General features: G+C 60.0%; 24 protein-coding genes. 17 read left to right on the top strand and 7 right to left on the bottom strand.

All coding sequences use genetic code 11. The features are described from left to right. Window positions 1-29: 29 nt before the first annotated feature. Both ACX80D_RS13640 and ACX80D_RS13635 read right to left on the bottom strand, forming a co-directional pair. Window positions 30-698, bottom strand: a complete 669-nt coding sequence (locus tag ACX80D_RS13640) for a response regulator (protein ID WP_459323357.1) — start codon at window positions 696-698, stop codon at window positions 30-32. Further along, window positions 695-2140 (bottom strand): sensor histidine kinase, encoded by a 1446-nt coding sequence (locus ACX80D_RS13635; protein ID WP_459323355.1) that lies wholly within the window; start codon window positions 2138-2140, stop codon window positions 695-697. The genes ACX80D_RS13640 and ACX80D_RS13635 overlap by 4 nt, the downstream gene beginning before the upstream one ends. A 126-nt stretch (window positions 2141-2266) precedes the next feature. Here ACX80D_RS13635 and ACX80D_RS13630 point away from each other — a divergent pair, with 126 nt between their 5' ends. From ACX80D_RS13630 to ACX80D_RS13605, 6 genes are all read left to right on the top strand, one after another. Continuing rightward, entirely contained in the window at window positions 2267-3043 is a 777-nt protein-coding gene (locus tag ACX80D_RS13630; protein WP_459323353.1) for a GAP family protein, read from the top strand. A 285-nt stretch (window positions 3044-3328) separates the two neighbouring features. Continuing rightward, window positions 3329-3925, top strand: coding sequence for a hypothetical protein (locus ACX80D_RS13625; protein WP_459323352.1), 597 nt, complete (start codon window positions 3329-3331; stop codon window positions 3923-3925). Between the two features lie 97 nt (window positions 3926-4022). Continuing rightward, the gene (locus ACX80D_RS13620) at window positions 4023-4853 is read left to right on the top strand and encodes an exodeoxyribonuclease III (RefSeq protein ID WP_459323420.1); all 831 of its coding nucleotides are present in this window, start codon (window positions 4023-4025) and stop codon (window positions 4851-4853) included. Between the two features lie 17 nt (window positions 4854-4870). Next, complete coding sequence (gene trpS, locus ACX80D_RS13615) at window positions 4871-5899, top strand: tryptophan--tRNA ligase (protein WP_459323350.1); 1029 nt, start codon at window positions 4871-4873, stop codon at window positions 5897-5899. A gap of 2 nt (window positions 5900-5901) precedes the next feature. Beyond that, entirely contained in the window at window positions 5902-6459 is a 558-nt protein-coding gene (locus ACX80D_RS13610) for a 2'-5' RNA ligase family protein (protein WP_459323348.1), read from the top strand. Next, window positions 6437-7525 (top strand): YihY/virulence factor BrkB family protein, encoded by a 1089-nt coding sequence (locus ACX80D_RS13605; RefSeq protein WP_459323346.1) that lies wholly within the window; start codon window positions 6437-6439, stop codon window positions 7523-7525. Before ACX80D_RS13610 ends, ACX80D_RS13605 begins: the two co-directional genes overlap by 23 nt. 138 nt (window positions 7526-7663) lie before the next feature. Here ACX80D_RS13605 and ACX80D_RS13600 read toward each other — a convergent pair whose 3' ends face one another. The 5 genes from ACX80D_RS13600 to sdhC form a co-directional block, all read right to left on the bottom strand. Then, the gene (locus ACX80D_RS13600; RefSeq protein ID WP_459323344.1) at window positions 7664-8425 is read right to left on the bottom strand and encodes a type IV toxin-antitoxin system AbiEi family antitoxin domain-containing protein; all 762 of its coding nucleotides are present in this window, start codon (window positions 8423-8425) and stop codon (window positions 7664-7666) included. Window positions 8426-9060: 635 nt separating this feature from the next. After that, window positions 9061-9852: a succinate dehydrogenase iron-sulfur subunit gene (locus ACX80D_RS13595; RefSeq protein WP_459323342.1), complete on the bottom strand. Its 792-nt coding sequence runs from the start codon at window positions 9850-9852 to the stop codon at window positions 9061-9063. After that, window positions 9852-11651, bottom strand: coding sequence for a succinate dehydrogenase flavoprotein subunit (sdhA, locus tag ACX80D_RS13590; protein WP_459323340.1), 1800 nt, complete (start codon window positions 11649-11651; stop codon window positions 9852-9854). The genes ACX80D_RS13595 and sdhA overlap by 1 nt, the downstream gene beginning before the upstream one ends. 90 nt (window positions 11652-11741) lie before the next feature. After that, on the bottom strand, window positions 11742-12209 hold the full coding sequence (locus ACX80D_RS13585; protein WP_459323338.1) for a succinate dehydrogenase hydrophobic membrane anchor subunit: 468 nt from the start codon (window positions 12207-12209) through the stop codon (window positions 11742-11744). Next, window positions 12210-12602, bottom strand: coding sequence for a succinate dehydrogenase, cytochrome b556 subunit (gene sdhC, locus ACX80D_RS13580; RefSeq protein ID WP_074711603.1), 393 nt, complete (start codon window positions 12600-12602; stop codon window positions 12210-12212). Between the two features lie 135 nt (window positions 12603-12737). Here sdhC and ACX80D_RS13575 point away from each other — a divergent pair, with 135 nt between their 5' ends. The 11 genes from ACX80D_RS13575 (at window position 12738) to ACX80D_RS13525 (ending at window position 25358) form a co-directional block, all read left to right on the top strand. After that, window positions 12738-12869, top strand: a complete 132-nt coding sequence (locus ACX80D_RS13575) for a hypothetical protein (protein ID WP_459323336.1) — start codon at window positions 12738-12740, stop codon at window positions 12867-12869. 135 nt (window positions 12870-13004) lie between these two features. Next, complete coding sequence (locus ACX80D_RS13570; RefSeq protein WP_459323334.1) at window positions 13005-14150, top strand: mannose-1-phosphate guanylyltransferase; 1146 nt, start codon at window positions 13005-13007, stop codon at window positions 14148-14150. A gap of 98 nt (window positions 14151-14248) precedes the next feature. Continuing rightward, window positions 14249-15454 carry an amidohydrolase gene (locus ACX80D_RS13565; protein WP_459323332.1) on the top strand — a complete coding sequence of 402 codons (1206 nt, stop codon included), beginning with the start codon at window positions 14249-14251 and terminating at the stop codon, window positions 15452-15454. Window positions 15455-15737: 283 nt separating this feature from the next. Next, a complete protein-coding gene (locus tag ACX80D_RS13560) occupies window positions 15738-16859 on the top strand; it encodes a BMP family lipoprotein (protein WP_459323418.1) in 1122 nt (373 codons plus the stop codon). 92 nt (window positions 16860-16951) lie between these two features. After that, window positions 16952-18553: an ABC transporter ATP-binding protein gene (locus ACX80D_RS13555; protein ID WP_459323330.1), complete on the top strand. Its 1602-nt coding sequence runs from the start codon at window positions 16952-16954 to the stop codon at window positions 18551-18553. Further along, window positions 18550-19902: an ABC transporter permease gene (locus tag ACX80D_RS13550; RefSeq protein WP_459323328.1), complete on the top strand. Its 1353-nt coding sequence runs from the start codon at window positions 18550-18552 to the stop codon at window positions 19900-19902. The genes ACX80D_RS13555 and ACX80D_RS13550 overlap by 4 nt, the downstream gene beginning before the upstream one ends. Further along, on the top strand, window positions 19899-21194 hold the full coding sequence (locus ACX80D_RS13545; RefSeq protein ID WP_459323326.1) for an ABC transporter permease: 1296 nt from the start codon (window positions 19899-19901) through the stop codon (window positions 21192-21194). Before ACX80D_RS13550 ends, ACX80D_RS13545 begins: the two co-directional genes overlap by 4 nt. 3 nt (window positions 21195-21197) lie before the next feature. Beyond that, window positions 21198-21602, top strand: coding sequence for a cytidine deaminase (locus ACX80D_RS13540; protein WP_459323324.1), 405 nt, complete (start codon window positions 21198-21200; stop codon window positions 21600-21602). A gap of 3 nt (window positions 21603-21605) precedes the next feature. Further along, window positions 21606-22922, top strand: a complete 1317-nt coding sequence (locus tag ACX80D_RS13535) for a thymidine phosphorylase (RefSeq protein WP_459323323.1) — start codon at window positions 21606-21608, stop codon at window positions 22920-22922. Between the two features lie 304 nt (window positions 22923-23226). Further along, window positions 23227-23973, top strand: coding sequence for a DedA family protein (locus tag ACX80D_RS13530; protein ID WP_459323321.1), 747 nt, complete (start codon window positions 23227-23229; stop codon window positions 23971-23973). A gap of 92 nt (window positions 23974-24065) precedes the next feature. Further along, window positions 24066-25358: an adenosine deaminase gene (locus ACX80D_RS13525; protein WP_459323320.1), complete on the top strand. Its 1293-nt coding sequence runs from the start codon at window positions 24066-24068 to the stop codon at window positions 25356-25358. The last annotated feature ends 53 nt before the right edge of the window (window positions 25359-25411 follow it).

Here is a 25411-nt window from a genome sequence, read left to right as displayed (position 1 = left end):
CTCACCCGCTGCGTCGCGTCTTTCCTACTTTAGGGGCGCCGAAGCAGTGCCACTTGGACCCGAGATTGCAGGCCCAACTTCGCCAGCACCCGCGAGACATGGGTCTTCACGGTCGCTTCAGAAATGCCCAAGCGCCGCCCGATCGTGTAGTTAGTGAGCCCCTCACCCAAGCACTCAAAAACTTCCCGTTCTCTGCCAGTGAGTGTCTCCAGACCGGCCGGTACTGCGGACACTGATTGAGTGCTGTGGTTCCCTCCGGCCGATAGCGCGGCCGCCACAATCCGCGCCGTCACTTCCGGAGCAATGACCTGATCCCCGCTGTGGACACGGTAAATTGCATCCGTGATGGCCCCAGGCTCGGCCGTTTTGAGCAGAAATCCCGCGGCCCCGGCCTGCAGCGCACCAAATAAGTACGAATCATGATCAAAGGTGGTCAGCACCAGCACCTTCGCAAACCCGCCAGCACAAATCTGCCGAGTCGCTTCAACACCGTCCATGACCGGCATGCGCAAATCCATGAGTACGACGTCGGGCCGTAACGACCCTGCCATGCTCACCGCGAGAGCGCCGTCACCAGCTTCGCCTACCACTTCCATATCGGGGGCTGTGTCTACCACCATGCGCATGCCCAATCGGATGGCGGCGTGGTCATCGGCGAGCAACACGGTGATGGGACGGTGTAAAGGAGGCGTGCTCATGCCGGTGATCCTAGTCCTTTTTCGATCTGGATGAGCTGGGTAGTTCCTTGGTGTGGAGCATCCAGATCTGGAGTCAAAGCTGGTACTGAAGGCGGTGTTAAAGGTGGCGTCACAGGCAGCCTCAACTCCACACGCCAAGCACCGTTTACCGGCCCTGCTGTGACGGTTCCGCCGGCGTGGGCGGCGCGGAAATGCATGCTCGGAACGCCGGTTCCCGTCCCGGCCGCGGCTGGTGCGGTGCGGCCCGGGGTCGAAGTTGGGGTAGAGGTAGAAGTGGGCAGGGGAGTGGTGACCGTTAAAACCAGTAGTGGTGGGTCATCGTCCCTGCCACCGTGTTGGGTGAGCAGCATAGCCACTGGGGAGGAAGGGGCGTGCTTGGCCGCATTGACCAGTGCTTCTGAGGCCACTCGGTACACCGCGGTCTGAACGGACAGCGGCAGGGAGGTCCCGGCGTCGCGCAGGTCATTGGAGTATGAAAGGTCCATCCCGGCATCCCTGTGCCGGCCCGCCAAGGCGAGCAGATCGGAGAGTTTGCCGGTGGTCTCGGCAACAACGCCGGTGTGCAGGAGGCGGATCATGTCATTGAGCTCGGCCAGCCCCGCAACACTCTCCGAACGGATCTGGGTCAAAACATCCCGGTGCGCAGCAGGGGCGGTGGCGGCGTGCAGGGCGGCACCGGATTGCAGTGCGATGGCGGAAAGTCGGGCTGAGAGGACGTCGTGGAGTTCGCGGGCCATGTGCTGACGCTCGCGGTCCAGGGTGAGATCGTGAGCGCTGCGCTCTGCCAGCAGCCGCTGCCGACCTGCCTCCTCGACAGCATTGGCGCGGGCGTGCTCACTGTTGACCAGCTCTTGGGCCTTGCGCAGATTGCCGGCCCACTCGGCAGGGGTCAACAGCGTGACAACGGCAATGATGCCAACCGTGACGGTCAAAGCGCCGTTATAAGTGGTGGCAAAAGTAGCAACGACCGCCCCTACAGTCAGTACCCAAGCGATCTTTGAGGCGATCCGGGAAGCGCGGGGCGAGCCGAACAGCACCAAGGAAAAGAAGAGCTCAAAAGCTAAAACAAAGGCCCCGCTATGTCCGGCCAGCAGCAACCCCGCCACCGCAGCCCCGCACATCCACGCCATGGCCGTGGGGGAGGAGCGGCGAAACAGCACACCCATGCAACCCAACACCGCAATGGCTGGCCATGCCGATTCGAAAGGCGCCAATTGGAAGCTTCCGACGCCGTTGAGATTGACGGAATCGATCAGCCCAAACAATACGAAGTATCCACCAGCCAAGGCCATATCCTCGACTTTGATCTTGGCCAGATCGCGCACTTTGAGCTGCATGAACCGTTGACCCAGCCGACGCGGCAACCGCAGCAACCGCAACAACGGTGCGGGACGGGCCGGAGCCGCCGGAGCCGGTTGGTTGGGAGCTGTGGAGAATTCCATCTGCCCATCATTGCCTTGAAGAACTAGCGCAGGCAAGGCAAACCGCCACAAGTGCGACGAAGGTATGACACCGGTGTGCCACTCATGGCCGATGCCGCGCCCGGCCCCCGTTGACAGGCTGGAGACTTGACCACCGCACTGTATGCACAATTAGCGTTGCTGGCCCTCATTGACAGCACCAGCATCGGCACGCTCCTGATTCCGCTTTGGCTGCTGTTGCGTCCGGATGCGCGCCGCATACTCCCACGAATCCTGCTGTACCTAGGCGTGCTTGCCGGGTTCTATCTGCTGGTGGGCGTCGCCATTCTCAGCGGCGCCGGCTGGGCTATCAGCAGCATGAACGCCGGTTCGCTAACCCAGATCCCGGCCGTCCAGTGGGCCATGGTGATCGGCGGCGGTTCCCTGCTGGCCTACGCGTTACGGCCCGATCCCGCGAAAAAGCGTGCGAAAGTAGCGCTGTCTGCGGGGAAGTTCGACGCCGGTTCCGGAACCCAGGTGCCCGCTCCCGCTGAGCTCAAGTGGCAGAAGCGGCTCTCCACAGCCTTGTGCAGTCCGGGCGGCATGGTGGGTTTGGCCCTGGTTGCTGGCCTGTTGGAATTGCCCACCATGGTGCCGTATCTGGTGGCCATCGGATTCTTGTCCAACTCAACACTGCCACTGTTGGGGGCTATTGGTCTGCTCGTTGCGTACTGTCTTCTCATGCTGGTGCCCGCACTAATCCTGCTCGGACTGCGTGCCGCGGTCGGCACCAAGCTCGACCCGCTACTGCACCGTGTCAGCGCAAAAATGGGGAAATTCAGCAGCGAAACAGTGCTCTGGGTGCTGGGGATCGTGGGGTTCCTGTTGCTGCGAGGAGGATTATCCGCGTTGGCCCCAGCCGCCGCCTGGAATCCCTTCAAATAAGACGCTCGCCAGATGCCGCCGTCGATAATGCTCTGTGCCGTCGATATATTGGCGGCGCGGAGCAATATCGACGGCATAGTTGAAGGTGGCAGGCAGGATTGGCGGCGCGGAGCATTTCCAGCGGCATCCGCCACTCAGTTCCGGCGTCCACGGCACGCCACCCCACTCCCGCCGCCCCTTCGACGTGACCGCCGCCCCGCCTCTTCGCGGCCCGACGGCAGCGCCCACGTTCGCCGCTGGTGGAAGGCGGTCCCGGAGCGGCCGGGGATTTGAGAGAATGGAGTCATGACTTCTCCTGTATCCAGCAAAATGTCCAAACCCAGCAAATTTACGGGCCTTGGCACCATTGTGCTGGCGATCGTATTCCTCGTGGCCGTGGTGATGGCCGCCAACAACATGACCGTACTGGGCTGGGTCATCGCCGTCATCGCGTTCGGCTGGCTGGTGCTCTCCACCGCCGTCTACATGGGTGTGCACAAGGCCGCAGCATTTGGCGCCCGCCAAGTTGCGCTCGCACAGGCCCAGATGGCGCAGCAAAACAGTGCCAATGCCCCGTCCGACGGCGGCACTCACCTGGTAGCCCAGGACTCCGGCTCCCGCTCGGCGCAAAAGGCGCGCGAGTTGAAGTTGGACCACTCCTTCAAGATCATCAACGTCCAGGTGGGCGTCATTAAGGAGTACTTGGGTAAGGATCCTGACATGGTGGCACGCGCGTTGGACACCATTGACATCACTGCCGCCAACGGCCGTGGCATGATCAATCCGGACTGGGAAGAGCAGGAAGCGAAAATGGATGCCGCCATGCTCAAGAAGAACGCAGCTCGCCAGGGCGATACGGCCGGCAACGGCGACGAGCCGGTCAGTGGCGTCATCATCGACTAATAGCGGTCAATAGAAGTGCCGAAGATGGCATTAGCTGGGGTGGCATAGCAGGATTCCTGGGGTCTCTGCGGGTAAGGTGGAGCAAGTGAGCAACGGTATTGAAAACGGTCATTTGAGGATCGCAAGCGTCAACGTCAACGGCATCAGAGCCGCCTACAAGAACGGTATGGGCCCTTGGCTCGCGGACCGTGATGTGCACATTTTGTGCCTTCAGGAAGTCCGCGCACCCGACGCCATTGTGCAGGGATTCTTGGGCGATGACTGGCACGTGCTGCACGCTGAAGCCGAAGCCAAGGGCCGTGCTGGTGTTTTGATTGCCACGCGTAAGGATGTGCTGGAGCCGTTCGCCACCCGCAGCGGAATTGGCGATGATTACTTTGCCACCACCGGCCGCTGGGTTGAGGCCGACTACGTGATCCAAGGTGCCGATGGCACGCCCCAGACCTTGACAGTGGTTAGCGCCTACGTTCATTCGGGTGAAGTTGGCACCCCGAAACAGGATGACAAGTTCCGTTTCTTGGACACCATGATCGGGCGCCTGCCCGAACTCGCTGCAGCTAGTGATCACGCTTTGGTGGTGGGTGACCTCAACGTGGGCCACAAAACCTTGGACATTAAGAACTGGAAAGGCAACGTCAAGCGCTCCGGATTCTTGCCTGAAGAGCGCGCCTACTTTGACCGTTTCTTCGGCGAGGAAATCGGCTACAAGGACGTGGCCCGGGAACTTGCTGGCGAAGTGGATGGCCCCTACACCTGGTGGTCTAACCGCGGACAAGCTTTCACGAACGACACCGGCTGGCGGATCGACTACCACGCAGCCACCCCCGGCCTCGCGGCCAAGGCGCAGAGCTGTGTGGTGGACCGGGCGGCGTCCTACGAGGAACGCTTCTCAGATCATGCTCCGCTTGTTGTCGACTACAAGTTCTAAAGGACTTCTCAACCATCATGAGTGAAACCACAGCACGTCCCCGCGTCCTTTCCGGAATGCAACCCTCCGGCGACAGCCTGCACCTCGGCAACTATCTGGGGGCCTTGGTCAACTGGGTCAAAACCCAGGACGATTACCAGACGCTGTTCTTTATCCCGGACATGCACGCCATTACGGTGGAGCAGGACCCGGCAGAATTGCGTGATCGCACCCGCAAGACGGCGGCACAGTACATCGCCGGTGGCATCGACATTGAAAAGTCCACCTTATTTGTCCAGTCCCATGTACCAGAACACGCCCAGCTTGCCTGGGTCCTGAACTGTATTACGGGGTTCGGCGAAGCGTCCCGCATGACCCAGTTCAAGGACAAGTCGGCCAAGGGCGGCGCCGATTCGGCCAGCGTGGGACTGTTCACTTACCCGGTCCTGATGGCGGCTGACATCTTGCTCTACCGTCCTCAAGGCGTTCCGGTGGGCGATGATCAGCGCCAGCACGTGGAGCTCGCCCGGGATCTAGCCAAACGCTTCAACTTCCGTTTTGGTGACACCTTCGTGGTGCCGGAAGCCTTCATTCAGAAGGAGGGCGCACGCATTTATGACTTGCAAAATCCGACGTCGAAGATGTCCAAGTCTGCATCGGGTCCCAACGGTTTGATCAACCTTCTCGATGATCCCAAGGTGACCGCCAAGCGCATCAAGTCAGCGGTCACCGACGCCGATACGGTCATTGCCCACGATCGCGCAACGAAACCCGGTGTTACCAACTTGTTGGAAATTCTTTCAACACTGACGAACAAGCCTGTTGATACCTTGGTGACTGAGTATGAGGGCAAGATGTACGGCCACCTGAAAGTGGATGTGGCCGAGGCCGTCGTGGCTCGGTTGGAACCCATTCGGGCCCGCACACTCGAGCTGCTCGATGATCCGGCCGAACTGGATTCGCTGTTGGCTCACGGTGCTGCGAAAGCTCGCGAAATAGCATCGGTCACTCTCGCGGATGTCTACGCTAAGGTCGGTTTCCTTCCTCCGCTCGGGGCGGTCGGCTAACAGTGCCAGGTATAGGCCAGAGCGGAGCCACAGCAGTTCCGCACACCGACAGCTTGGGCGTGGTCATCTCGCTGCCGCCGTCCCTGGCTGAAGTTCTGGGTGCGAAGCGGGCCATGTACGCAGGGCCGGGAACCGCCGTCGTAGCTCCTCACATCACGCTGGTCTCGGGGCGGGCATGGGAATCATGGGCGGCTGCCGAGGCTCACGTGCGTGAAGTGGCGGCAGAGTCCGCACCGTTTAAGCTCTCGCTGCGGGGGACTGGGACGTTTGAGCCAGTCTCGCCCGTGGTGTTCCTCAACGTTGTCGATGGTGCGACGGAGTGTGCCGCCCTGCACGCCAAGTTACTCGAAGGCCCCTTGGAGCACCTGCTCGAATTCTCTTTCCATCCGCACCTGACCATTGCTCATGCTCTCGACGCTGAGACGATGGCGCGCTCAAAAGTAGAGATGGATGATTTCGAGGCCGAATTTGAGGTGACCAGCATTGGTCTCTTCGACTACATTGAAGGCACATGGGCGCTGCGGGAGGAGCTGAGACTTGGGGGAGCAACCAGAACATAGGTCGCCTAAAGAGGTTGGCCATTTTCCGGGATTCGTAGCTCCCGGCGTGGCTGCCAAACGCCCCATGGCCGCTCCCGAGAATCCTCCGCCCAGTCCGCTGGACCGTAGGGCTCTGGCCAAATGGACCGTCGGCAAGCGTGAAGATTTTGCCGCTGCGCGTGCAAACGGCGGCCCTTGGCGACAGCTCACCACAGGGTTTCTGTGGCTCAATGCCTGGGCCGCGCAGAAGTTTCCCCTGCGCGTGTGGAATCTTTACTCGCGCCGCCGTGGTCCTCTGTTGGCCGCGGGCAACGCCTACTTGATGTTTTTCTCAGTCGGCGCCATGCTCGTTGCGGGATTTGCCCTCTTTGGCATGTTCGCAGCGGGAAATGATGCGCTGCGTGACGCCGTGATCGAGCTGGTCGCCGAGAGCACTCCAGGCCTGATCGATACCGGCGACGGCGGCTTGGCTACCCCCGAACAACTCCTAGGCACCGAGGGCTTCGGGGCCACGCTTCTGATCTCCTTGCTCGCGTTAATCGTGACCGCCATGAGCTGGATCAATGGCCTGCGCGAAGGTATCCGTTCCATGCTTGGCTTGGCACGGGACCGGACCAACCCGGTACTCTCGAAGGTGCGCGACGGTGTGACGCTGCTGGTGCTGGCCGTGGCACTGATACTGACCAGTGGGTTGGGACTGCTAAGCACCGCGGCCATGGGAACCCTCAGCGACCTTCTGGGCTTGGGCAGTTTCCTGACCGGTGCCACAGCCCAATTAAGCTCCATCGTCTTGATGCTCATTATGGATGTTGCCGTGGCCATGATCATGTACAGCATCGCCTCTCGAGTGCACATGCGGCAACGAGTCCTCTTGCTGGCCGCCTTGTTCTCCGGGGTCGGAGCTACTGTGCTGCGGTACTTCAGCGCGTTGCTACTGAGCGGGATAACCAACAACACGTTGCTGGCACCCTTTGCCGTTATTTTGGGCCTGTTTGTCTGGTTCTTCTTGCTTAGCCAGGTGTATTTGATCTCCGCCGCGATCGCCGCCGTGCTGGCGGCAGATCTTCGCCCGCGCAGGAAGCGGTAACTACGCCGCCTTGCCTGACTGCCCCGTCCTTACCGACTTCGCCTCCGGCCCGGGCCATTCCTCGCCGAGTCAGAAGGAGCGGTGTCGACTTAGACGATGCGCAACGTCTGACTGGATGGCTCTCCGTCTGACTCGAGCTCAGCGGTTGAGGGCCGCTAGAACTTTCGCCTTGACGTAGGCCGCGTTGAACAGGTCTTTCCACTCGAGACGGATCACCGCCCACCCGGCCTCGACCAGTGCAGATTCACGTTGGCGTTCCAGCAGAACAGCCTCATCTGTTGGTCTGTAGTCGAAGTACTTGGCTTTGCCGTCGAACTCGAGAACTACACGCTTTTCCACCCAGGCGAAGTCGGCGCGGTGGTTTCCTTTTCGGGTGTGGATCCAGTGCTGAAGTGTTGGGGCTTCAATGTTCAGCTCTCGCAAAAGGTCACGAGTCAGCGTCTCACCGGGGGATTCAGAGAGCCCGTTGGCATGGGTCAATACCCGCCGCAAGGTTCGCACGCCACGGTGCTGTCCCAGCCGGTCTGCAGCTTCCAAGAGTCTCTGCAGGGAGGCGCCTTTGCGGAGTGCATGGTCGGTGAGAATGAGGGCTTGTTTGTACGGCATCGTGAGGCAACAGTCCACCACGGTCCGTTCCAGAGTTGTCACCTGCATCTGGTCAATCTCCGTGACGTCACTGCGGGGGAGTTTCCCCTTGTGAATACGGGTGCGCGAATCGGAACCCGCACTCGATGGTGTATTGGCTTGTGTCACGTGAATCAAGGTGTCAGGTCCCCACAGGGATAGGCGGTGAAGCCTGGCAGCGGGGGTGTGGCTGTAGACGAATCCGGCCGCGGAGGTTGCTTGAGTACCGTAGGAGTGGATGAAGATGACCGTCCGCTCACGCGCATTCTCGGACAAAGAGTTCCAGTGGGATGCCCGTAGGTAGGCGCCTTGGCGCATTCGCAACAACACCCCGCTGGAGACCAGCAGTTGCACTTGGCGCTGCCCGAAGCCGGCATCTAGCAATTGGGTGGTACGCCACGCAATTCTCTGGGAAGGAAATGCGGCGAGGAATCGTGCCGTGATTGGGCTCTGCGCCGGTACGATGCCCAGTACGGGGGCAATGTCGGCAGGCGTGCCCCCGGGGAGGCTCCGGCGTCGTGCTTGAAGAAACTTGATGACTGGCTCATATATCCAGCATGATACGAAAACCTGGCGCCGAACGGTTGACTTTCGAACCTGTGGATAACCTCGCCTGCGTCGAGTCAGACGGAAGGCCTTCGAGTCAGACGCTGCGGATCGTCTGACTCGACGTGTGTCCGTCTGACTCGGCAAAGACGGGGCGGGAAACGGCTAAATCGGGGCGGGAAACGGCAGGTGCCGGGGGCGGCGCAAGGGAGGATCCCGCCGTCGTCCATGAGAGGGAGGGGAGAGATGAGAGGGAGGAGCCGGTGAAGCGGGAGGGAACGGGGGAGACAACAGAAGCACCCGAACAGAACACAAAAGCGCCGCCCCCATCAGAGGAGCGGCGCTTTCGAGAAGAGCAGCAAACGCTAGATCTGGCGAGCCAAGATGGCTTGCTTGACCTCGGCAATTGCTTGGGTGACCTGGATGCCGCGGGGGCATGCTTCGGTGCAGTTAAAGGTGGTGCGGCAACGCCACACACCTTCCTTGTCGTTGAGGATCTCCAGACGCATATCGCCTGCGTCGTCGCGGGAGTCAAAGATGAAGCGGTGCGCGTTCACAATGGCTGCCGGGCCGAAGTACTGGCCATCGGTCCAGAAGACGGGGCAAGATGACGTGCACGCCGCGCACAGGATGCACTTGGTGGTGTCGTCAAAACGCTCGCGGTCCTCGGCAGACTGCAGACGCTCCTTGGTGGGTTCGTGATCGCGGTTGATCAAGAACGGCATGACCTCACGGAAGGACTGGAAGAAGGGTTCCATGTCCACGATCAGGTCCTTCTCGACGGGCAGGCCCTTGATGGGTTCGACCGTGATGGGCTTGGACGTGTCCAGGTCCTTGAGCAGAGTCTTGCACGCCAAACGGTTGCGGCCGTTGATGCGCATGGCATCGGAACCGCACACGCCGTGAGCGCAGGAACGGCGGAAGGACAGCGAACCGTCCTGCTCCCACTTGACCTTGTGCAGAGCATCCAACACGCGGTCGGTGCCGTACATGGTCATGGTGAAGTCTTCCCACTTTGACTCTTCCGAGAACTCGGGGTCATAGCGGCGAACACGCAAGGTGACGTCAAAGGTGGGGATCTCTCCGCCGCCACCGAGGTGCGCGGGAAGTTCGATCTTTGATGCCGGCTCCGGCAATTCAGTTTCTACGGCGCTCATTAGTACTTCCTCACCATCGGCTGGTAACGCGTGACAACAACAGGCTTGGTTTCCAGACGGATGCCGGCAATGCTCTCTTCGGAGCTTTCTACCGTGACGTTGGAATCCAAGTACGCCATGGAGTGCTTCATGAACTTCTCGTCATCGCGGTCCGGGAAGTCCTCGCGGTAGTGTCCACCACGGGATTCCTGACGGTGCAGGGCAGCAACCGTCATGACCTTGGCCAGTTCTAGCAGGAAGCCCAGTTCAACAGCCTCGAGCAGATCAAGGTTGAATCGCTTGCCCTTGTCCTGGACGGTGATGCGTGAGTAGCGCTCCTCGAAGGAAGCAATATCTGCCAGCACCGTATCAATGGAGTCAGCGGTGCGGAACACCTGCATGTTCGCGTCCATGGTGTCCTGCAGATCCTTACGGATCAGCGCAACCTTCTCGCCGCCGTCGGACGTACGGACGTGGTCCAGCAGAGCACGGGTGTCAGCTTCCGGGTTCTCCGGCAGCTCAACCCAGTCAGCGGTCTTGGCGTATTCAGCCGCGGCCACACCGGCACGCTTACCGAACACGTTGATGTCCAGCAGCGAGTTGGTGCCCAAACGGTTTGAACCGTGAACGGAAACGCAAGCAACTTCACCGGCGGCGTACAAACCGGGGATGATGGTGTCGTTGTCCTGCAGAACCTCGGTAGTGATGTTCGTAGGAACACCGCCCATGGCGTAGTGAGCCGTGGGGAATACCGGGACCGGCTCCGTGTACGGCTCCACACCGAGGTAGGTGCGGGCAAACTCGGTGATATCCGGGAGCTTGGCGTCAATGTGCGCCGGCTCCAGGTGAGTCAGGTCAAGGAGAACGTAGTCCTTGTTCGGGCCACAACCGCGGCCTTCACGAACCTCGTTAGCCATGGAACGAGCCACGATGTCGCGCGGAGCCAAGTCCTTGATGGTGGGGGCGTAACGCTCCATGAAGCGCTCACCCTCAGAGTTACGCAAGATGGCACCTTCACCACGGGCGGCCTCGGAGAGCAGAATGCCCAAACCGGCCAGACCTGTCGGATGGAACTGGAAGAACTCCATATCTTCCAGGGGGATGCCCTTGCGGAACGCGATGCCCATGCCGTCGCCGGTCAGGGTGTGCGCGTTGGAGGTGGTCTTGAAGACCTTGCCTGCTCCACCGGTAGCCAAAATGACGGACTTGGCCTGGAAGACGTGCAGTTCGCCGGTGGCCAGATCGTAGGAGACCACGCCAGCAATCTTCTTCTGCAGGTAGATGGTGCCGTCCGCGCGGGTGGCTTCCTCTTCCACTGTGAGCAGATCCAAAACGTAGTACTCGTTGTAGAACTCGACGTTGTGCTTGACGCAGTTTTGGTACAGGGTCTGCAGAATCATGTGACCGGTGCGGTCTGCGGCGTAGCAGGCACGGCGAACCGGGGCCTTACCGTGATCGCGGGTGTGGCCACCGAAGCGGCGCTGGTCAATGCGGCCCTCGGGCGTGCGGTTGAACGGCAGGCCCATCTTTTCGAGGTCGATCACGGCGTCGATGGCTTCTTTGGCCATGACCTCCGCAGCGTCCTGATCAACTAGGTAATCGCCACCCTTGACGGTGTCAAAGGTGTGCCACTCCCAGTTGTCCTCTTCCACGTTGGCAAGGGCTGCACACATGCCGCCCTGTGCTGCACCGGTGTGGGAGCGGGTGGGGTAGAGCTTGGTCAGAACGGCGGTGTGGGCACGCTGTCCGGATTCAATGGCGGCACGCATTCCTGCGCCACCGGCCCCGACGATTACGACGTCGTATTTGTGGACCTGCATACTGGATGCTCTTTCTCTCATTTACTGCATTAAACGCTGGTGTTCACTTCTTGCCTATGCCGGACCCTCAAGGACTGGGCAGTTCCCTAGTTAGGGGACGGGGCAGAAGGACGGAAGATCAATAACTGCACCGGGAGGGCAAGGATCAAAGGTGAAGATGACCAAGGTGCCCAAAACGATGATGACCGCGGTGGCGATGTAGAGGATGGTTTTGAGGGCCATCCGGGTGCCGTCGCGCTCTGCGTAGTCGTTGATGATGGTGCGGACACCGTTGGTGCCGTGCAGCAGAGCCAGCCACAACATAGCCAGATCCCAGATCTGCCAGAACGGATCGGCCCACTTACCAGCCACAAAACCGAAGTCGATGGCGTGGATGCCTTCGCCGACCATGAGGTTCACGAAGAGGTGGCCGAAGATCAGCACGATCAAGATGACGCCGGAGAGGCGCATGAACAACCAAGCGAACATTTCAAAGCTTGAATTGGTGCCCTTGTTGCGCTTGTACTTAGGCGAATGCGCGCTGTTAGAGCGCGGTGCTGCGATGGAGTCGGTACTCATTTAGTGCCCCCCGAAGAAATTGGAGAAGACAATGGTGAGGTGACGGATCAAGAACGGAATCATCGTCACAGCCCACAGGGCCAAGACACCCCAGAGCAGCTGACGCTGGTACTTGGGGCCCTTCTTCCAGAAGTCGATGGCAATAATGCGCAGGCCGTTGAAGGCGTGGAACACGATTGCGGCGACCAGACCCGCTTCACCCAAACCCATAATGGGGTTTTTATACGCCCCAATGACTGCTGTGTACGCCTCAGGAGAAACCCTCACCAATGAGGTATCGAGGACGTGCACCAACAAGAAAATAAAAATCACTACACCGGTAATACGGTGTCCCACCCAGGACCACATGCCTTCTCGGCCGCGATACAGAGTGCCAGCTGGTTTTGTCGGCACTGATTAAACCTTCCCTGCGTCACCGTTGCGCTGGCGTGGTTCCACGCGGGGAAACGCACACGGCGTGAGCACTCATACTTGAGCCTAAATTTAGGCTTAGCTAACAGCATATTCAACTTAGGCACTCCTTGCTCTATGCATCAAATCACAGTGGGAGCGAAAAATGGCGGAATGTGGCTCTTTTGGCGCATCGTGGATGCCGTCATCTTCCCGTTTGCCTGTCTCCACTTCGACCGTCTTCAGGGCGACCCGAAGGACGATCTTTAGGACGATCTGAGGTACGACGCCGGTGTGCCCGGCTAGCAGTGAAGCCTCCTACCCTGGGCGGACCTTTCAAGATCACACAGTGTCTAAAGCGCTTCTGAGCCCGTCACTACGGGCCCATCGCCTATGGTGGTCTTGATGAATACGCAAAATGTGAATTACCCCGGGCAGTCCGCTACGGATCCCCTGGACAGGTTCTACGCAGTCATTCCGGCCGGTGGCGTCGGCACCCGGCTGTGGCCGCTTTCTCGCGCAGCAGCGCCTAAATTCCTGCATGATCTGACCGGCAGCGGCAGCACCCTGATCCGCGCCACGTACGATCGCTTGGAACCACTCAGCGGCGAAAAGATACTGCTGGTTACGGGGGAAGCTCACCGCGAAGCCGTGTGCCGTCAGCTGCCGGAAATCCTTGACAAAAACCTAGTCCTAGAAACCGAGCCTAAGGACTCCGGGGCCGCCATTGGGCTAGCCGCCGCCATCCTCTATACCCGCGATCCGGCCACGATCATGGGATCCTTCGCGGCCGATCAAGTCATCAGCCCGGTGGAGAAGTTCCAAGAGACCGTGCGCGAGGCCATATACACAGCGGCCACGGGCAAGATTGTCACCATCGGCATTAAGCCCACTCACGCATCCACCGGATTCGGATACATCCGCACCGGTGAGCCGCTGGAGATTGCTGGTGCGCCCAGCGCCCACACCGTGGTCAAGTTCGTAGAAAAACCTAGCGAAGAAATCGCCGAGACCTACCTTGCCAGCGGTGAGTACAACTGGAACGCCGGCATGTTCGTGGCTCCGGTGGAATTGATGCTGCGCCACCTTAAAGCCAACGAGCCCGAGCTATATGCCGGGGTGATGGAAATTGCCGCCGCCTGGGACACCCCGGACAGGATTGCCGTCAAGAACCGAATCTGGCCCACGCTGCCCAAGATTGCCATTGACTACGCAGTAGCGGAACCCGCCGCTGATGCTGGAGATGTCGCTGTTATTCCCGCCGACTTCAGCTGGGACGATGTGGGAGACTTTGCCGCGATCGCCCGGCTCAGCAGTGCCAAGGAAAACAAGAACGTGAAGGTCATCGGTGAAGGCGGCCGTGTCTTCACCGAGGACAGCACCGGGATCGTGGTGACCGACACCAAGCGCGTCATCGCCCTGATCGGTATCCAGGACGTGGTGGTCGTGGACACCCCGGACGCGCTTTTGGTCACCACCCGCGCACATTCCCAGTTGGTCAAAAAGGCCGTGGACGGACTCAAGGCGCGCGGCGACACCGACGTGCTGTAGCGCCGGGTGGGGCGCCCGCGTAACACCCGGTGGGGCGCCCGCGTAACGCGAGGAAGCTAATAGTACTGCCTGGCGCCGACACCATTAGAGTGTGAAAGGTGCGCAATTACTCGATGGAAACAGATGCAACTGAGCTGGTAGGCCCCTGGCTGGAGCCGCTCCTGGCCCAAGTCATCGAGTTCCGCCGAGACATTCACGCTCACCCGGAACTGTCCTTTCAGGAGTTCCGCACCTCAGAGAAAATCTATGAACACCTCTTAGCAGCGGGCTTGGCCCCCCGCCGGCTGGAAGGCACAGGGGTGATTGTCGACGTCGGCGAAGGTCCCATTGCGACGGCGCTACGCGGCGACATTGACGCCCTGCCTATCATCGAAGAAACCGGGCTTCCCTTCGCCTCCCGGAACCACGGAGTCACCCACGGCTGCGGCCATGATTTCCACACCGCGACCATGCTGGGCATCGCTCTAGTGCTTGCACGGATGCATGCGCAGCAGCCGCTGGGAGGCCGGGTTCGCATCATTTTCCAGCCCGCCGAAGAAACCATGCCCGGTGGCGCCCTGTCCTGCATCGACCAAGGAGCGCTCGACGGCGTCCCCCGCATCATGGCGCTGCACTGCGACCCGCGCATCGAGGTGGGCAAGATCGGTACCCGTATTGGGCCCATCACCAGCGCCTCGGACACCATCAAGATTGAACTTTCCGGACGTGGTGGCCATACCTCACGCCCCCACCTGACCGAAGACCTCGTATTTGCCCTCGCGCAGATCGCCATTAGCGTTCCCGCCGTGCTCTCTCGCAGGGTGGATGTCCGCAGCGGCGTCTCCGTGGTGTGGGGTCAAATTCACGCCGGATCGGCCCCGAACGCAATTCCCGGGCACGGCGTTATGAGCGGCACCATGCGCTGCCTAGACCGCGAAGCCTGGCATGCTGCCGGGGAACTCCTTGATGATGTGGTGCAGCAAGTTGCCGCACCTTTCGGTGTGGATGTTTTCCTTGAGCACACCCGAGGTGTCCCGCCCGTGGTCAACTCCGAGCATGAAACCGCCGTGATCGAGGCTGCCGCCCGGGCCGAACTGGGGAATGAATCAGTGGTGCTGGCACCCCAGTCCATGGGAGCCGAGGACTTTGCCTGGTTCTTGCAGGGCATTCCTGGATCGCTCATGCGTTTGGGTACGCACGTGCCCGGCGGCGAAGAATACGATCTTCACCGCGGCGATTATATTGTCGACGAGCGGGCACTGTCAGTGGGTATCCGCGTTCTGTGCGCCGCAGCTCTGCGCACGCTGCGCGAATCCAGTAACTAGAGCAACTAAATAGCAGTTTCTCGCGCCGAACGCTATCTGGGCGTGTCATGGTTTGTAACGGTTGACCAACGATGGACCGCGCTAGCCCGTTCTGGGTGGTTGCGCGTGAGCCATGACACTAAGGTATTGTTAGCGCCGCAACACTGGGGTGTGGCAAGGTAAACAAATTCGCTTCATCAGCTGGGCCAGCGTTGTTCCGGACACAGGTGGGGTTGGATAAGTGTCTACAGTGCCCACCAAGGCTCCAGTGAGGCCACCAACCGATGGAGGAACCTTGAAAAACATGCTCGTGAGCACCACCAAGACGTTTAAGCGCGGAGCCCTAGTTGGCACCATTGCACTGAGCGCAACAGCTCTGCTACTCACCGGCTGCGGTGAGGCCCCGCCGGCTCCCGGTGGCGATAGCGCAGCCAGCTCGGAGAACCCGGCAGCTGCCGACTTCCTCGGCTGCATCGTCTCCGACTCCGGCGGCTTTGATGACCAGTCGTTCAACCAGTCCTCTTACGAGGGCTTGGAGAAGTCCGTTGCTGACTTGGGCATCCAGATGAAAGAAGCCCAGTCTTCCACCACGGCAGACTTTGCTCCGAACCTAGCCCAGATGGCAAGCGCCGGCTGTGACCTGACTGTCACCGTTGGCTTCCTCTTGGCCGAGGCCACCGGGGAAGCAGCCAAGGCTAACCCAGATCTGAACTACGCCATTGTCGATGACAACTCCATCACGGCCGATAACGTCAAGCCCATTGTGTATGACACGGCCCAGGCCGCTTTCTTGGCCGGCTATGTTGCGGCGTCGGCATCCAAGACCGGCAAGGTAGGCACCTTCGGCGGTATCAACATCCCCACCGTCACCATCTTCATGGATGGCTTCGCCCAGGGCGTTGACTACTTCAATGAGAAGCAGGGCAAGGACGTCCAGGTTCTGGGTTGGGACGTTGCCAGCCAGCAGGGTTCCTTCGCTAACACCTTTGAGATCATTCAGGAAGGTACCAAGACCACTAACAACCTGATCGCTGAAGGCGCCGATGTCATCATGCCCGTGGCTGGCCCGTTGGGTAAGGGTGCCGGCGACGCCATCTTGGCTGCCAACGGCAACGGCAAGGACGTCAAGCTGATCTGGGTTGATGCCGATGGTTTCCTGACCGCTCCCACGTACAAGGATGTGCTGCTGACTTCGGTCATCAAGACCATGGGTGAAGCTGTGGAGTCGGTGATCAAGGATGATCTGGACGGAAAGTTTGACGCTACTCCCTACATTGGCACCTTGGAAAACGGTGGCGTGTCGCTAGCACCGTTCCACAACTTCGATGCGGAGATTTCCGCCGAAACCAAGACCCAGCTTGAGGACATCAAGAAGGGCATTATCGACGGGTCCATCAAGGTCGAATCCGCGGCCAGCCCTAAGTAGTAATCGCAAGCGGGTATTGGGGGTCGCCATCGGCGGCCCCCACTGTCCGTTGTACGAGCCGTGATCAATACATTCGCAGACGGGCTAAAACGTTGAAATTAGAACTTCGGGGCATCACCAAGAGCTTTGGTTCCCTGGTGGCGAACGACCACATTGACCTAGTAGTGGAATCGGGGGAGATTCATAGCTTGCTGGGCGAAAATGGGGCAGGAAAATCTACCCTCATGAACGTCCTCTACGGGCTGTATTCACCCAGCTCAGGACAAATCCTTGTCGATGACGTTCCCGTGAACTTTTCCGGCCCAGCTGATGCTATGGCGGCCGGTATTGGCATGGTGCACCAGCACTTCATGCTGGTCCCGGTGTTTACCGTGGCCGAAAACGTGGCGTTGGGGGCCGAGTCGACCTCCTTTGGCGGCGTCCTTAACTTGGCAAAAACACGGAAGAAAATTCGCGAGATTTCCGCCAAGTTCGGTTTCGATGTGGACCCGGATGCGCTGGTTGGTGACCTTCCCGTAGGTATTCAGCAGCGCGTGGAGATCATCAAGGCGCTGGTGCGGGAGTCTAAAATTCTGATTCTCGATGAGCCCACTGCCGTCCTCACCCCACAGGAAACCGATGAGCTCATGGACATCATGGCGCAGCTGAAAGCGGGTGGAACCTCCATCGTTTTCATCTCGCACAAGCTGCGTGAGGTGAAGGCCGTTTCTGACACCATCACCGTGATCCGCCGCGGCAAAGTGGTTGGTTCAGCCAGCCCGGATGCCTCCACTACCGAGTTGGCCGAGCTGATGGTGGGCCGTGCCGTCAACTTGACGCTGAACAAGGCTGATGCCACCCCCGGTGCAGAAACGTTCAAGATCAAGAATCTCACCGTCATGAACGACGCCGGCCAGAGACTTTTGGACGACGTCACCTTGAGCGTGTCCCAGGGTGAGATTCTCGCCATTGCCGGTGTTCAAGGTAACGGACAGAGCGAATTGACCGAGGCTGTGTTGGGCCTGCACAAGCATGTGCGTGGATCCATCACCTTGGATGGAAAGGAGCTGGTGGGCAAGAGCGTCCGTCAGGTTCTGGATTCCGGTGTCGGTTTTGTCCCCGAGGACAGGCAGGATGACGGGCTGGTGGGAGAACTTTCCATTGCCGAGAACCTGATCCTTGATCTGTATAAGAGCGCTCCTTATTCGCGTCTCGGGACCTTGAACCGTGCTGTCATTGCCGAAAATGCGGTTAAGAAGGTGGCGGAGTTTGACGTCCGTGCACAGACCTCCCAAGATGCCGCCAATACGCTCTCCGGCGGTAACCAACAAAAGGTTGTCCTGGCCAGAGAACTCTCCAGACCTCTGAAGCTTTTCATTGCCTCCCAACCAACTCGTGGGGTGGATGTGGGTTCTATTGAGTTCTTGCATAAGAGAATTGTGGCCGAACGCGACTCCGGCACTCCGGTGCTGATCGTCTCCACCGAATTAGATGAAGTTCTCGAGTTGGCCGACCGGATCGCGGTGCTATTCGCTGGTCGACTCATGGGAATCGTGCCAGGAAAATCCAGCCGCGCACTGCTTGGTCTCATGATGGCCGGGTTGCCCGTGGCAGAAGCACAGGAACAAATGGAATCTCAACGTGAACCCGGCACTACTTTGGACACTCCCAAGGACACCCCTTCGGAGACCACCGGGGAAGGGGTGCAGCCATGAGCGACCCGAAGAACAACGGCCCGGCAGACAATGCCCCAGAGACAACGGTGCCAACAGAACCAACAGAGCCAACAGAGACAACAGGAACCCCGGGCGCTCCGGGCACCCCTGGTGCCCCCAACATTCCGGGAGCCACCGGCACCCCAGGTGCAACGGCAACGGCCACAGCCGTTAAAGCTGGGAAAGAAGGTAATGCCAGTCAAGTGGTTCGCGAGATCATGAGCGGCAGCGCCATGATCTCGGTCCTAGCCGTGGTGGTGGCTCTTGTTGTTGGTGCTATCTTGATTGCCGCTACCGACGCCCGCGTCACGGCGGCAGCCGGATACTTCTTTGGCGATCCCAGCGCCACGTTCAAAGCCATTTGGGCCTCTATTTCTGAAGCCTACGGAGCGTTGTGGCGAGGCGCCACCTACGATCCGGGCTCACGTACCTGGCAGGGACGTTTGGGTATTTTTGAAACTCTGACGTTTGCTACACCCTTGATCCTCTCCGGACTATCCGTGACGCTGGCCTTCAGGGTTGGCTTGTTCAACATTGGCGCCAAGGGCCAAATCATCCTCGGTGCCACCTTTGCCGGCGTCGTTGGTTTCATGATTGAACTTCCTCCGGGAATCCACCTGTTGGCCGTCATGCTGGCCGGCGCCATTGGTGGTGCACTGTGGGGCGGTATCGCTGGATTCTTGAAGGCGAAGAGTGGCGCGCATGAGGTGATCGTGACGATCATGCTCAACTACATTGCCGTTTCGTTGGTGCTGTACCTGCTCAAGAATCAACTCCGCGATCCCAACAGCAGCAACCCGATTAGCCCGCGCATGCATGAAAGTGCCATGTTCCCGCTACTCCTGGGCCCCAACTACCGCCTCCACGCAGGTCTCATTGTGGCTGTTTTAGCAGTGATCTTCGTATCCTGGCTGCTGAACCGTTCCACGCTGGGCTTTGAATACCGGGCCATTGGCGCCAACCCCAAGGCCGCACGAACCGCTGGCATGTTGGTGTCCCGCGGCTACATTACGGTCATGCTGATCTCGGGTGGTCTGGCGGGCCTGGCTGGCGTCACGCAGCTGGCAGGTACTGAAAAAATACTTGATGCAGATATTGCCGGCAGCATCGGCTTTGACGCCATTACCGTGGCGCTGTTGGGCCGTTCAAAACCGTGGGGGACCTTCTTCGCCGCCATCTTGTTTGGCGCCTTCAAAGCGGGTGGAACCTCCATGGCGATCAACGCCAACGTCTCCATTGACATCGTGGCCGTGGTGCAGTCATTGATTGTGCTCTTCATTGCCGCACCACCACTGGTCCGATCCATCTTCCGGATTAAGGACGTTCGCCGTGAAGGAGTCTCAGCATGAGCATCATCACCAAGGGTGAGACGCCCAAGGTTGCCGATGCGGTAGCCGTTAGAAGCTGGAAGCTACCCATCCTGCTTGGAATTTTGGCCCTGTTCGCGGTGCTGATATTTGTTGTCCTCGGGCCCAGCGGCACGGCGACGTTCCGGATTTCCCAAGACACAGATGCCTGGCAGGTACCGAACCTGGTGGTGCCGGCCAAGGGCATGGGTGTGCTGGTAGCTATCATCTCGGTGGCGTTGGCCTATCTGGCGTGGCGCCAGACCCGAGACACTGGAAAGGTCGCTAAGTGGGTCCTGGTGACCTTCGCGGTGGCCTTTGTGGTGGGCCTGATGGTGTGGATCATCGGCGGGACCACTTCACAGAACATCACTCTGGTGGGCTTGTTCGCCGGTGCCATGCTGATCACCACCCCCATCTTGTTCGGTTCCATGTCTGGTGTGCTCTCCGAGCGTGCTGGTGTGGTCAATATTGCCATCGAAGGCCAGCTGCTAGCGGGCGCCTTCACAGCAGCACTAGTTGCCTCCATCACCGGTAGCGCCTATGCGGGACTCTTTGCCGCGGCAGTGGCGGGTGTGCTGGTGTCCGCGTTGCTGGCAGTTTTTAGCATCAAGTACGTGGTTAACCAGATCATTGTTGGTGTGGTTCTGAACGTGCTGGTCTCCGGTCTCACCGGGTTCCTGTTCGAGAAGATCATGAAGACCAAGGTGGACGGCCTCACCATTTACAACCAGCCGGCGCACCTGCCCAACATCCCCATCCCGCTCCTTTCAGAAATCCCCATCATTGGCCCCACCCTGTTCCGGCAGTCCATCATTGGCTACTTCATGCTGATCCTGGTGGTGGCCCTCTGGTTCGGTTTGTTCCGCACCCGGTGGGGTTTGCGCGTGCGTGCCGTGGGCGAACACCCCAAGGCGGCCGACACCGTAGGCATCAACGTCAACCGCACCCGCGTGCTGAACGTTTTGGCCGGCGGTGCCGTGGCCGGCATTGGTGGAGCGTACTTCACGCTGGTTGCCGTGAGTAGCTTCAGTAAGGACATGACCGGTGGGCTGGGCTTCATTGCGCTGGCCGCGCTGATCTTTGGCCGCTGGAACCCCATTGGCGCAGCCTTGGCGGCGCTGCTGTTCGGTGTGGCAGGCAACTTGCAAAGTATCCTCTCGCTCGCTGGCACCCCGATCGATGGCCAGTTCCTGGCCATGCTGCCGTACGCGCTGACCATCTTGGCAGTCTCCGGCTTCGTGGGGCGGGCACTGGCCCCGGCCGCCGATGGCGAACCCTACATCAAGGAGTAATACATGCCTGATACCACGAACGACGGCGGCTGGGAGCCTCTGCGCCTAGCCGCCACCGCGGCCATGAATCACGCCTACGCCCCCTACTCCAACTACCCTGTGGGGGCAGCGGCCCGGCTTGCAGACGGCAGCATTGTGTCCGGCTGCAATGTGGAGAACGCCAGTTTTGGGCTGACGCTCTGCGCCGAATGCACCATGGTGGGTGCTGCACGGATGAATGGCGGGGGACTCATCACAGAGTTCTACTGCGTTGATGGCAAGGGAGAAATCCTCATGCCGTGTGGCCGCTGTCGGCAGCTCCTCTTTGAATTCAGCACGGCGAGCACCCAGATCATGACATCCTCCGGTATCAAAACCATGGATGAGATCCTGCCCGACGCCTTTGGCCCCGAGAACTTGAAGGAGTAGCTTGTGACATCGCTAGGTAACTTCGCTGCCGTTGACATCATTGCCACCAAGCGCGACCGTGGCAAACTCAGCCCGGAACAAATCGCCTGGACCATTGCCGCCTACACACGCGGTGAAATAGCCGAAGAACAGATGGCCGCTTTGAACATGGCGATCCTGCTCAACGGCATGGATCGGGAAGAGATCTCTCAGTGGACGGCGGCCATGATCGCCTCGGGGGAGACGTTGGATTTCAGCGGGCTGCGCAACAGTGCCGGTGCCCCCATGCCCACCACAGACAAGCACTCCACCGGCGGGGTGGGGGACAAGATCACCCTTCCGCTGGCACCACTAGTGGCCGTATTTGGCGCAGCTGTGCCACAGCTATCCGGTAGGGGATTGGGCCACACCGGCGGCACCTTGGACAAGCTTGAGGCCATTCCCGGATGGCGTGCAGATGTCAGTCATGATCAGCTGCTGCGCCAGCTCTCCGATGTGGGTGCGGTGATCTGTGCTGCTGGCGGAAACCTGGCCCCGGCCGATAAGAAGTTGTACGCCCTACGTGATGTGACTGGAACAGTTGAGTGCATCCCGTTGATTGCTTCCTCCATCATGAGCAAAAAGATTGCCGAGGGCACCGCTGCCTTGGTCTTGGATGTAAAGGTGGGTTCAGGGGCATTCATGAAAACCGTGGAGCAAGCCCGGGAGCTGGCGCAAACCATGGTGGCCTTGGGCAAGGACGCCGGAGTCAACACCGTGGCGCTCTTGACGGACATGTCCACACCTCTGGGGTTGACCGCCGGTAATGCCATTGAAGTACAGGAGTCGGTAGAGGTGTTGGCTGGCGGTGGTCCGGCTGATGTGGTGGAACTGACCGTGAAGCTGGCGCAAGAGATGTTGGACGCTGCTGGCATTCGCGGTGCCGATCCGGCGGCTGCACTCAAGGACGGCCGCGCCATGGATGTGTGGCGGCGCATGATCCGCGCCCAGGGTGGGGATCCCGACGCTGCACTGCCGGTAGCGCGGGAATCTGAGGTCATTGTGGCCCCGGCCGACGGCGTATTAGTGGGCTTGGATGCCATGGCTGTGGGCGTTGCCGCCTGGCGTCTAGGAGCAGGGCGGGCCCGCAAGGAAGACGCGGTGCAAGCCGGGGCCGGAGTGCGCATGCACGCCAAACCAGGAGACGTGGTGCGCGCCGGTGAGCCGCTCATGACCCTGCTGACTGACACTCCGGAGAAGTTCGCCGGGGCCAGAGAAGCACTCGAAGATGCAGTAGCCATCGCCCCCGACGGCGAAGGTACCCGCACAGCACGAAAGCTCATCATCGACCGCATCGCCTAACCGCCCGAACTACAGACACTAGCGCAGCAATTACCGTTTTTTCGGTGACGCTAGCGCAGTCAACGCGGCACATGGGACGGGCGGCCAAGACAATGTCCTGGCCGCCCGTCCCATGTCTTTGGGCCGTGCGGCGGCGGGCGGTGCGGCATCCGCTGTCGCTCTTGGTATGTGTTGCCAGCGGTAGGTCCTTAGCCCAAAGGCGTACACCTCGCGTGAAAATATCCTCCGCTGGGTTGATTCCTCAGCTCGTTGTGCGTGGGAGGCTTGAACGAGATACCCACCACAGAAGAGGAAGAAACTCACGGTGGACTTTTTGCACCTCATAGACCAGATCAACATCATGATCGAACACTCCGCTGCTCAATGGTGGGTTATTCCACTGGTGGCGCTGTTCTGCCTGATCGATGGTTTCTTCTTGTTCTTGCCCAGCGAAACAGCCCTTGTGGCGCTGGCATCCATTGCATCCCGGACCGGTTACCCCAATATTTGGCTGCTGATCCTGGTCGCCTCGGTGGGTGCCATGATTGGTGACAACATCGCCTATTGGTTAGGGCGCAAACTGGGAGTTCGACGCTTCGCGTGGATGCGCCGCCCCCGCATCGCGAAGGCCTTTGCGTGGGCGGGCATGGAATTAGATAAGCGCGGAGCGGTTCTGATCTTTACCGCCCGATACGTCCCCGTGGGGCGGATCGCGGTTAATTTCACCACCGGAGCCACCCAGTTTCCCTGGCGAAGGTTTGCGCTTTTGGATGGAATCGCCGTGGTGACGTGGGCTAGTTACTCAGTGGCCGTGGGCACTTTCGCCGGACGATGGGTCCACGATAATCCCCTGCTTGGGGTGGGCATCGCCATCGTTTTTGCCGTTGTGATTGGCATCCTGGTGGACCACGTACTGAAGTGGGTGCATCGCTACCTGGATCGCCGCAGCCACAAGGATTCCGCCGTTCTGTCAGCTACTACGGATGAGTCCGCTGAGCCCATCTTTGATGAAGCGTCCGACGCCGGAGAAGGTGACGGACACGCTGTGGAGGTGGCCGGCGTCGGACGTTAAGATGACCCACGTGCCACTGTGGGGCCGGAATTCACTGGCACTAAGCCCGCGTCCAACTAGCGCCGGGCCCGGCTCATCCCTAGAGTGGGTTTGTGACTAACTCAACTTCAGAACACCCAGGCATTTCCATTCCCGTTGTGGACCTTAAATCATTGCCCAAAGTGTCCCTGCACGATCACCTTGATGGCGGGCTCCGCCCCGAAACCATCATTGAGTTGGCTGCCGAGGCCGGGCATACCTTGCCCGCCACCGAGGCTACGGAACTACGCAATTGGTTCCTGGAATCGGCCGACTCCGGCTCGCTGGAGCAGTACCTCGAAACGTTCGAGCACACCGTTGCCGTCATGCAGACGCACGATGCGCTGGTCCGGGTCGCCAAAGAATTCGTAGAAGACCTCGCCGAAGACGGAGTGGTGTACGGCGAAGTTCGTTGGGCTCCGGAGCAGCACCTGACCGCCGGACTTTCCCTGGATGAGGCCGTAGAAGCCGTCCAAGAAGGCCTGGAAGAGGGCATGGATTCGGTGGATGAGGCGGGCGGCTACATTGAGGTCGGCCAGATCCTCACAGCCATGCGCCACGCCGATCGTGGCGCTGAAATCGCCCAGCTGGCCGTGCGCCACCGCGACAACGGCGTGGTGGGCTTTGACCTGGCCGGTGCGGAAGAAGGCTTCTTGCCCTCCCGCTTCGCCGAGGCCTTCACCTACCTGGCGGAGAACAACTTCCCGGCCACGGTCCACGCCGGTGAGGGTGCCGGGCTTGAAAGCATCCAGGACGCACTGGTCCACGGCCGCGCGCTGCGGCTGGGCCACGGGGTGCGCATCGCCGAGGACATCCACCTCGATGTTCAGGAAGAAGACGGGCACGACGTCGGCACGCTCACCTTGGGCGATCTGGCGCAGTGGGTCCGAGACCGTCAGATCCCGTTGGAGATGTGCCCATCCTCGAACCTGCAGACTGGTGCCAGCGCCGCATTTGGCAGCACCATTTCCGAACACCCCATTGAGCTGCTGCATCAGCTGGGCTTCAACATCACCGTCAACACCGATAACCGGCTCATGAGCGGAGTGACCCTGACCGGGGAATTTGGGCTCCTCGTGGAGACCTTCGGCTATGGTTTGGACACCGTTCTGGAAATGACGCTGAACGCCGTTCACGCATCATTTTTGCCCATCGAATCTCGTGAGCAGTTGGCCGAGTTCATCATTGAGCAGTTCGAAGACGCCATGGAAGAAATTGACGGCTACGAAGACTCCGAGGGCTTCGAAGCCTTCGACGCCTCCGATCTGGATGAGTCCGATCTGGACGAATCTGATGAGGGTGCCTCTGCTGAGGGCGCCTCTGCTGTGGACGAATCCGCTGAGAATGAATCCGGACGTGACAACTAGTTCCATGCCGGAGATCAACGGGCGGGCCAGCTCCACTACTGTGGAGCTGGCCC

This window comes from Arthrobacter sp. Sr24, assembly GCF_054511175.1.
Note: the sequence above shows the minus strand (reverse complement) of the source record. Positions and strands in the feature narration are given on the sequence as shown.

Excerpts from the sequence above, each read along its gene's own strand:
- ACX80D_RS13640 (WP_459323357.1), bottom strand. The coding sequence starts at position 698 with ATGAGCACGCCTCCTTTACACCGTCCCATCACCGTGTTGCTCGCCGAT.
- ACX80D_RS13635 (WP_459323355.1), bottom strand. The coding sequence starts at position 2,140 with ATGGAATTCTCCACAGCTCCCAACCAACCGGCTCCGGCGGCTCCGGCC.
- ACX80D_RS13625 (WP_459323352.1), top strand. The coding sequence starts at position 3,329 with ATGACTTCTCCTGTATCCAGCAAAATGTCCAAACCCAGCAAATTTACG.
- trpS (WP_459323350.1), top strand. The coding sequence starts at position 4,871 with ATGAGTGAAACCACAGCACGTCCCCGCGTCCTTTCCGGAATGCAACCC.
- ACX80D_RS13595 (WP_459323342.1), bottom strand. The coding sequence starts at position 9,852 with ATGAGCGCCGTAGAAACTGAATTGCCGGAGCCGGCATCAAAGATCGAA.
- sdhA (WP_459323340.1), bottom strand. The coding sequence starts at position 11,651 with ATGCAGGTCCACAAATACGACGTCGTAATCGTCGGGGCCGGTGGCGCA.
- ACX80D_RS13585 (WP_459323338.1), bottom strand. The coding sequence starts at position 12,209 with ATGAGTACCGACTCCATCGCAGCACCGCGCTCTAACAGCGCGCATTCG.
- ACX80D_RS13575 (WP_459323336.1), top strand. The coding sequence starts at position 12,738 with ATGCATCAAATCACAGTGGGAGCGAAAAATGGCGGAATGTGGCTCTTT.
- ACX80D_RS13570 (WP_459323334.1), top strand. The coding sequence starts at position 13,005 with ATGAATACGCAAAATGTGAATTACCCCGGGCAGTCCGCTACGGATCCC.
- ACX80D_RS13560 (WP_459323418.1), top strand. The coding sequence starts at position 15,738 with ATGCTCGTGAGCACCACCAAGACGTTTAAGCGCGGAGCCCTAGTTGGC.
- ACX80D_RS13550 (WP_459323328.1), top strand. The coding sequence starts at position 18,550 with ATGAGCGACCCGAAGAACAACGGCCCGGCAGACAATGCCCCAGAGACA.
- ACX80D_RS13545 (WP_459323326.1), top strand. The coding sequence starts at position 19,899 with ATGAGCATCATCACCAAGGGTGAGACGCCCAAGGTTGCCGATGCGGTA.
- ACX80D_RS13540 (WP_459323324.1), top strand. The coding sequence starts at position 21,198 with ATGCCTGATACCACGAACGACGGCGGCTGGGAGCCTCTGCGCCTAGCC.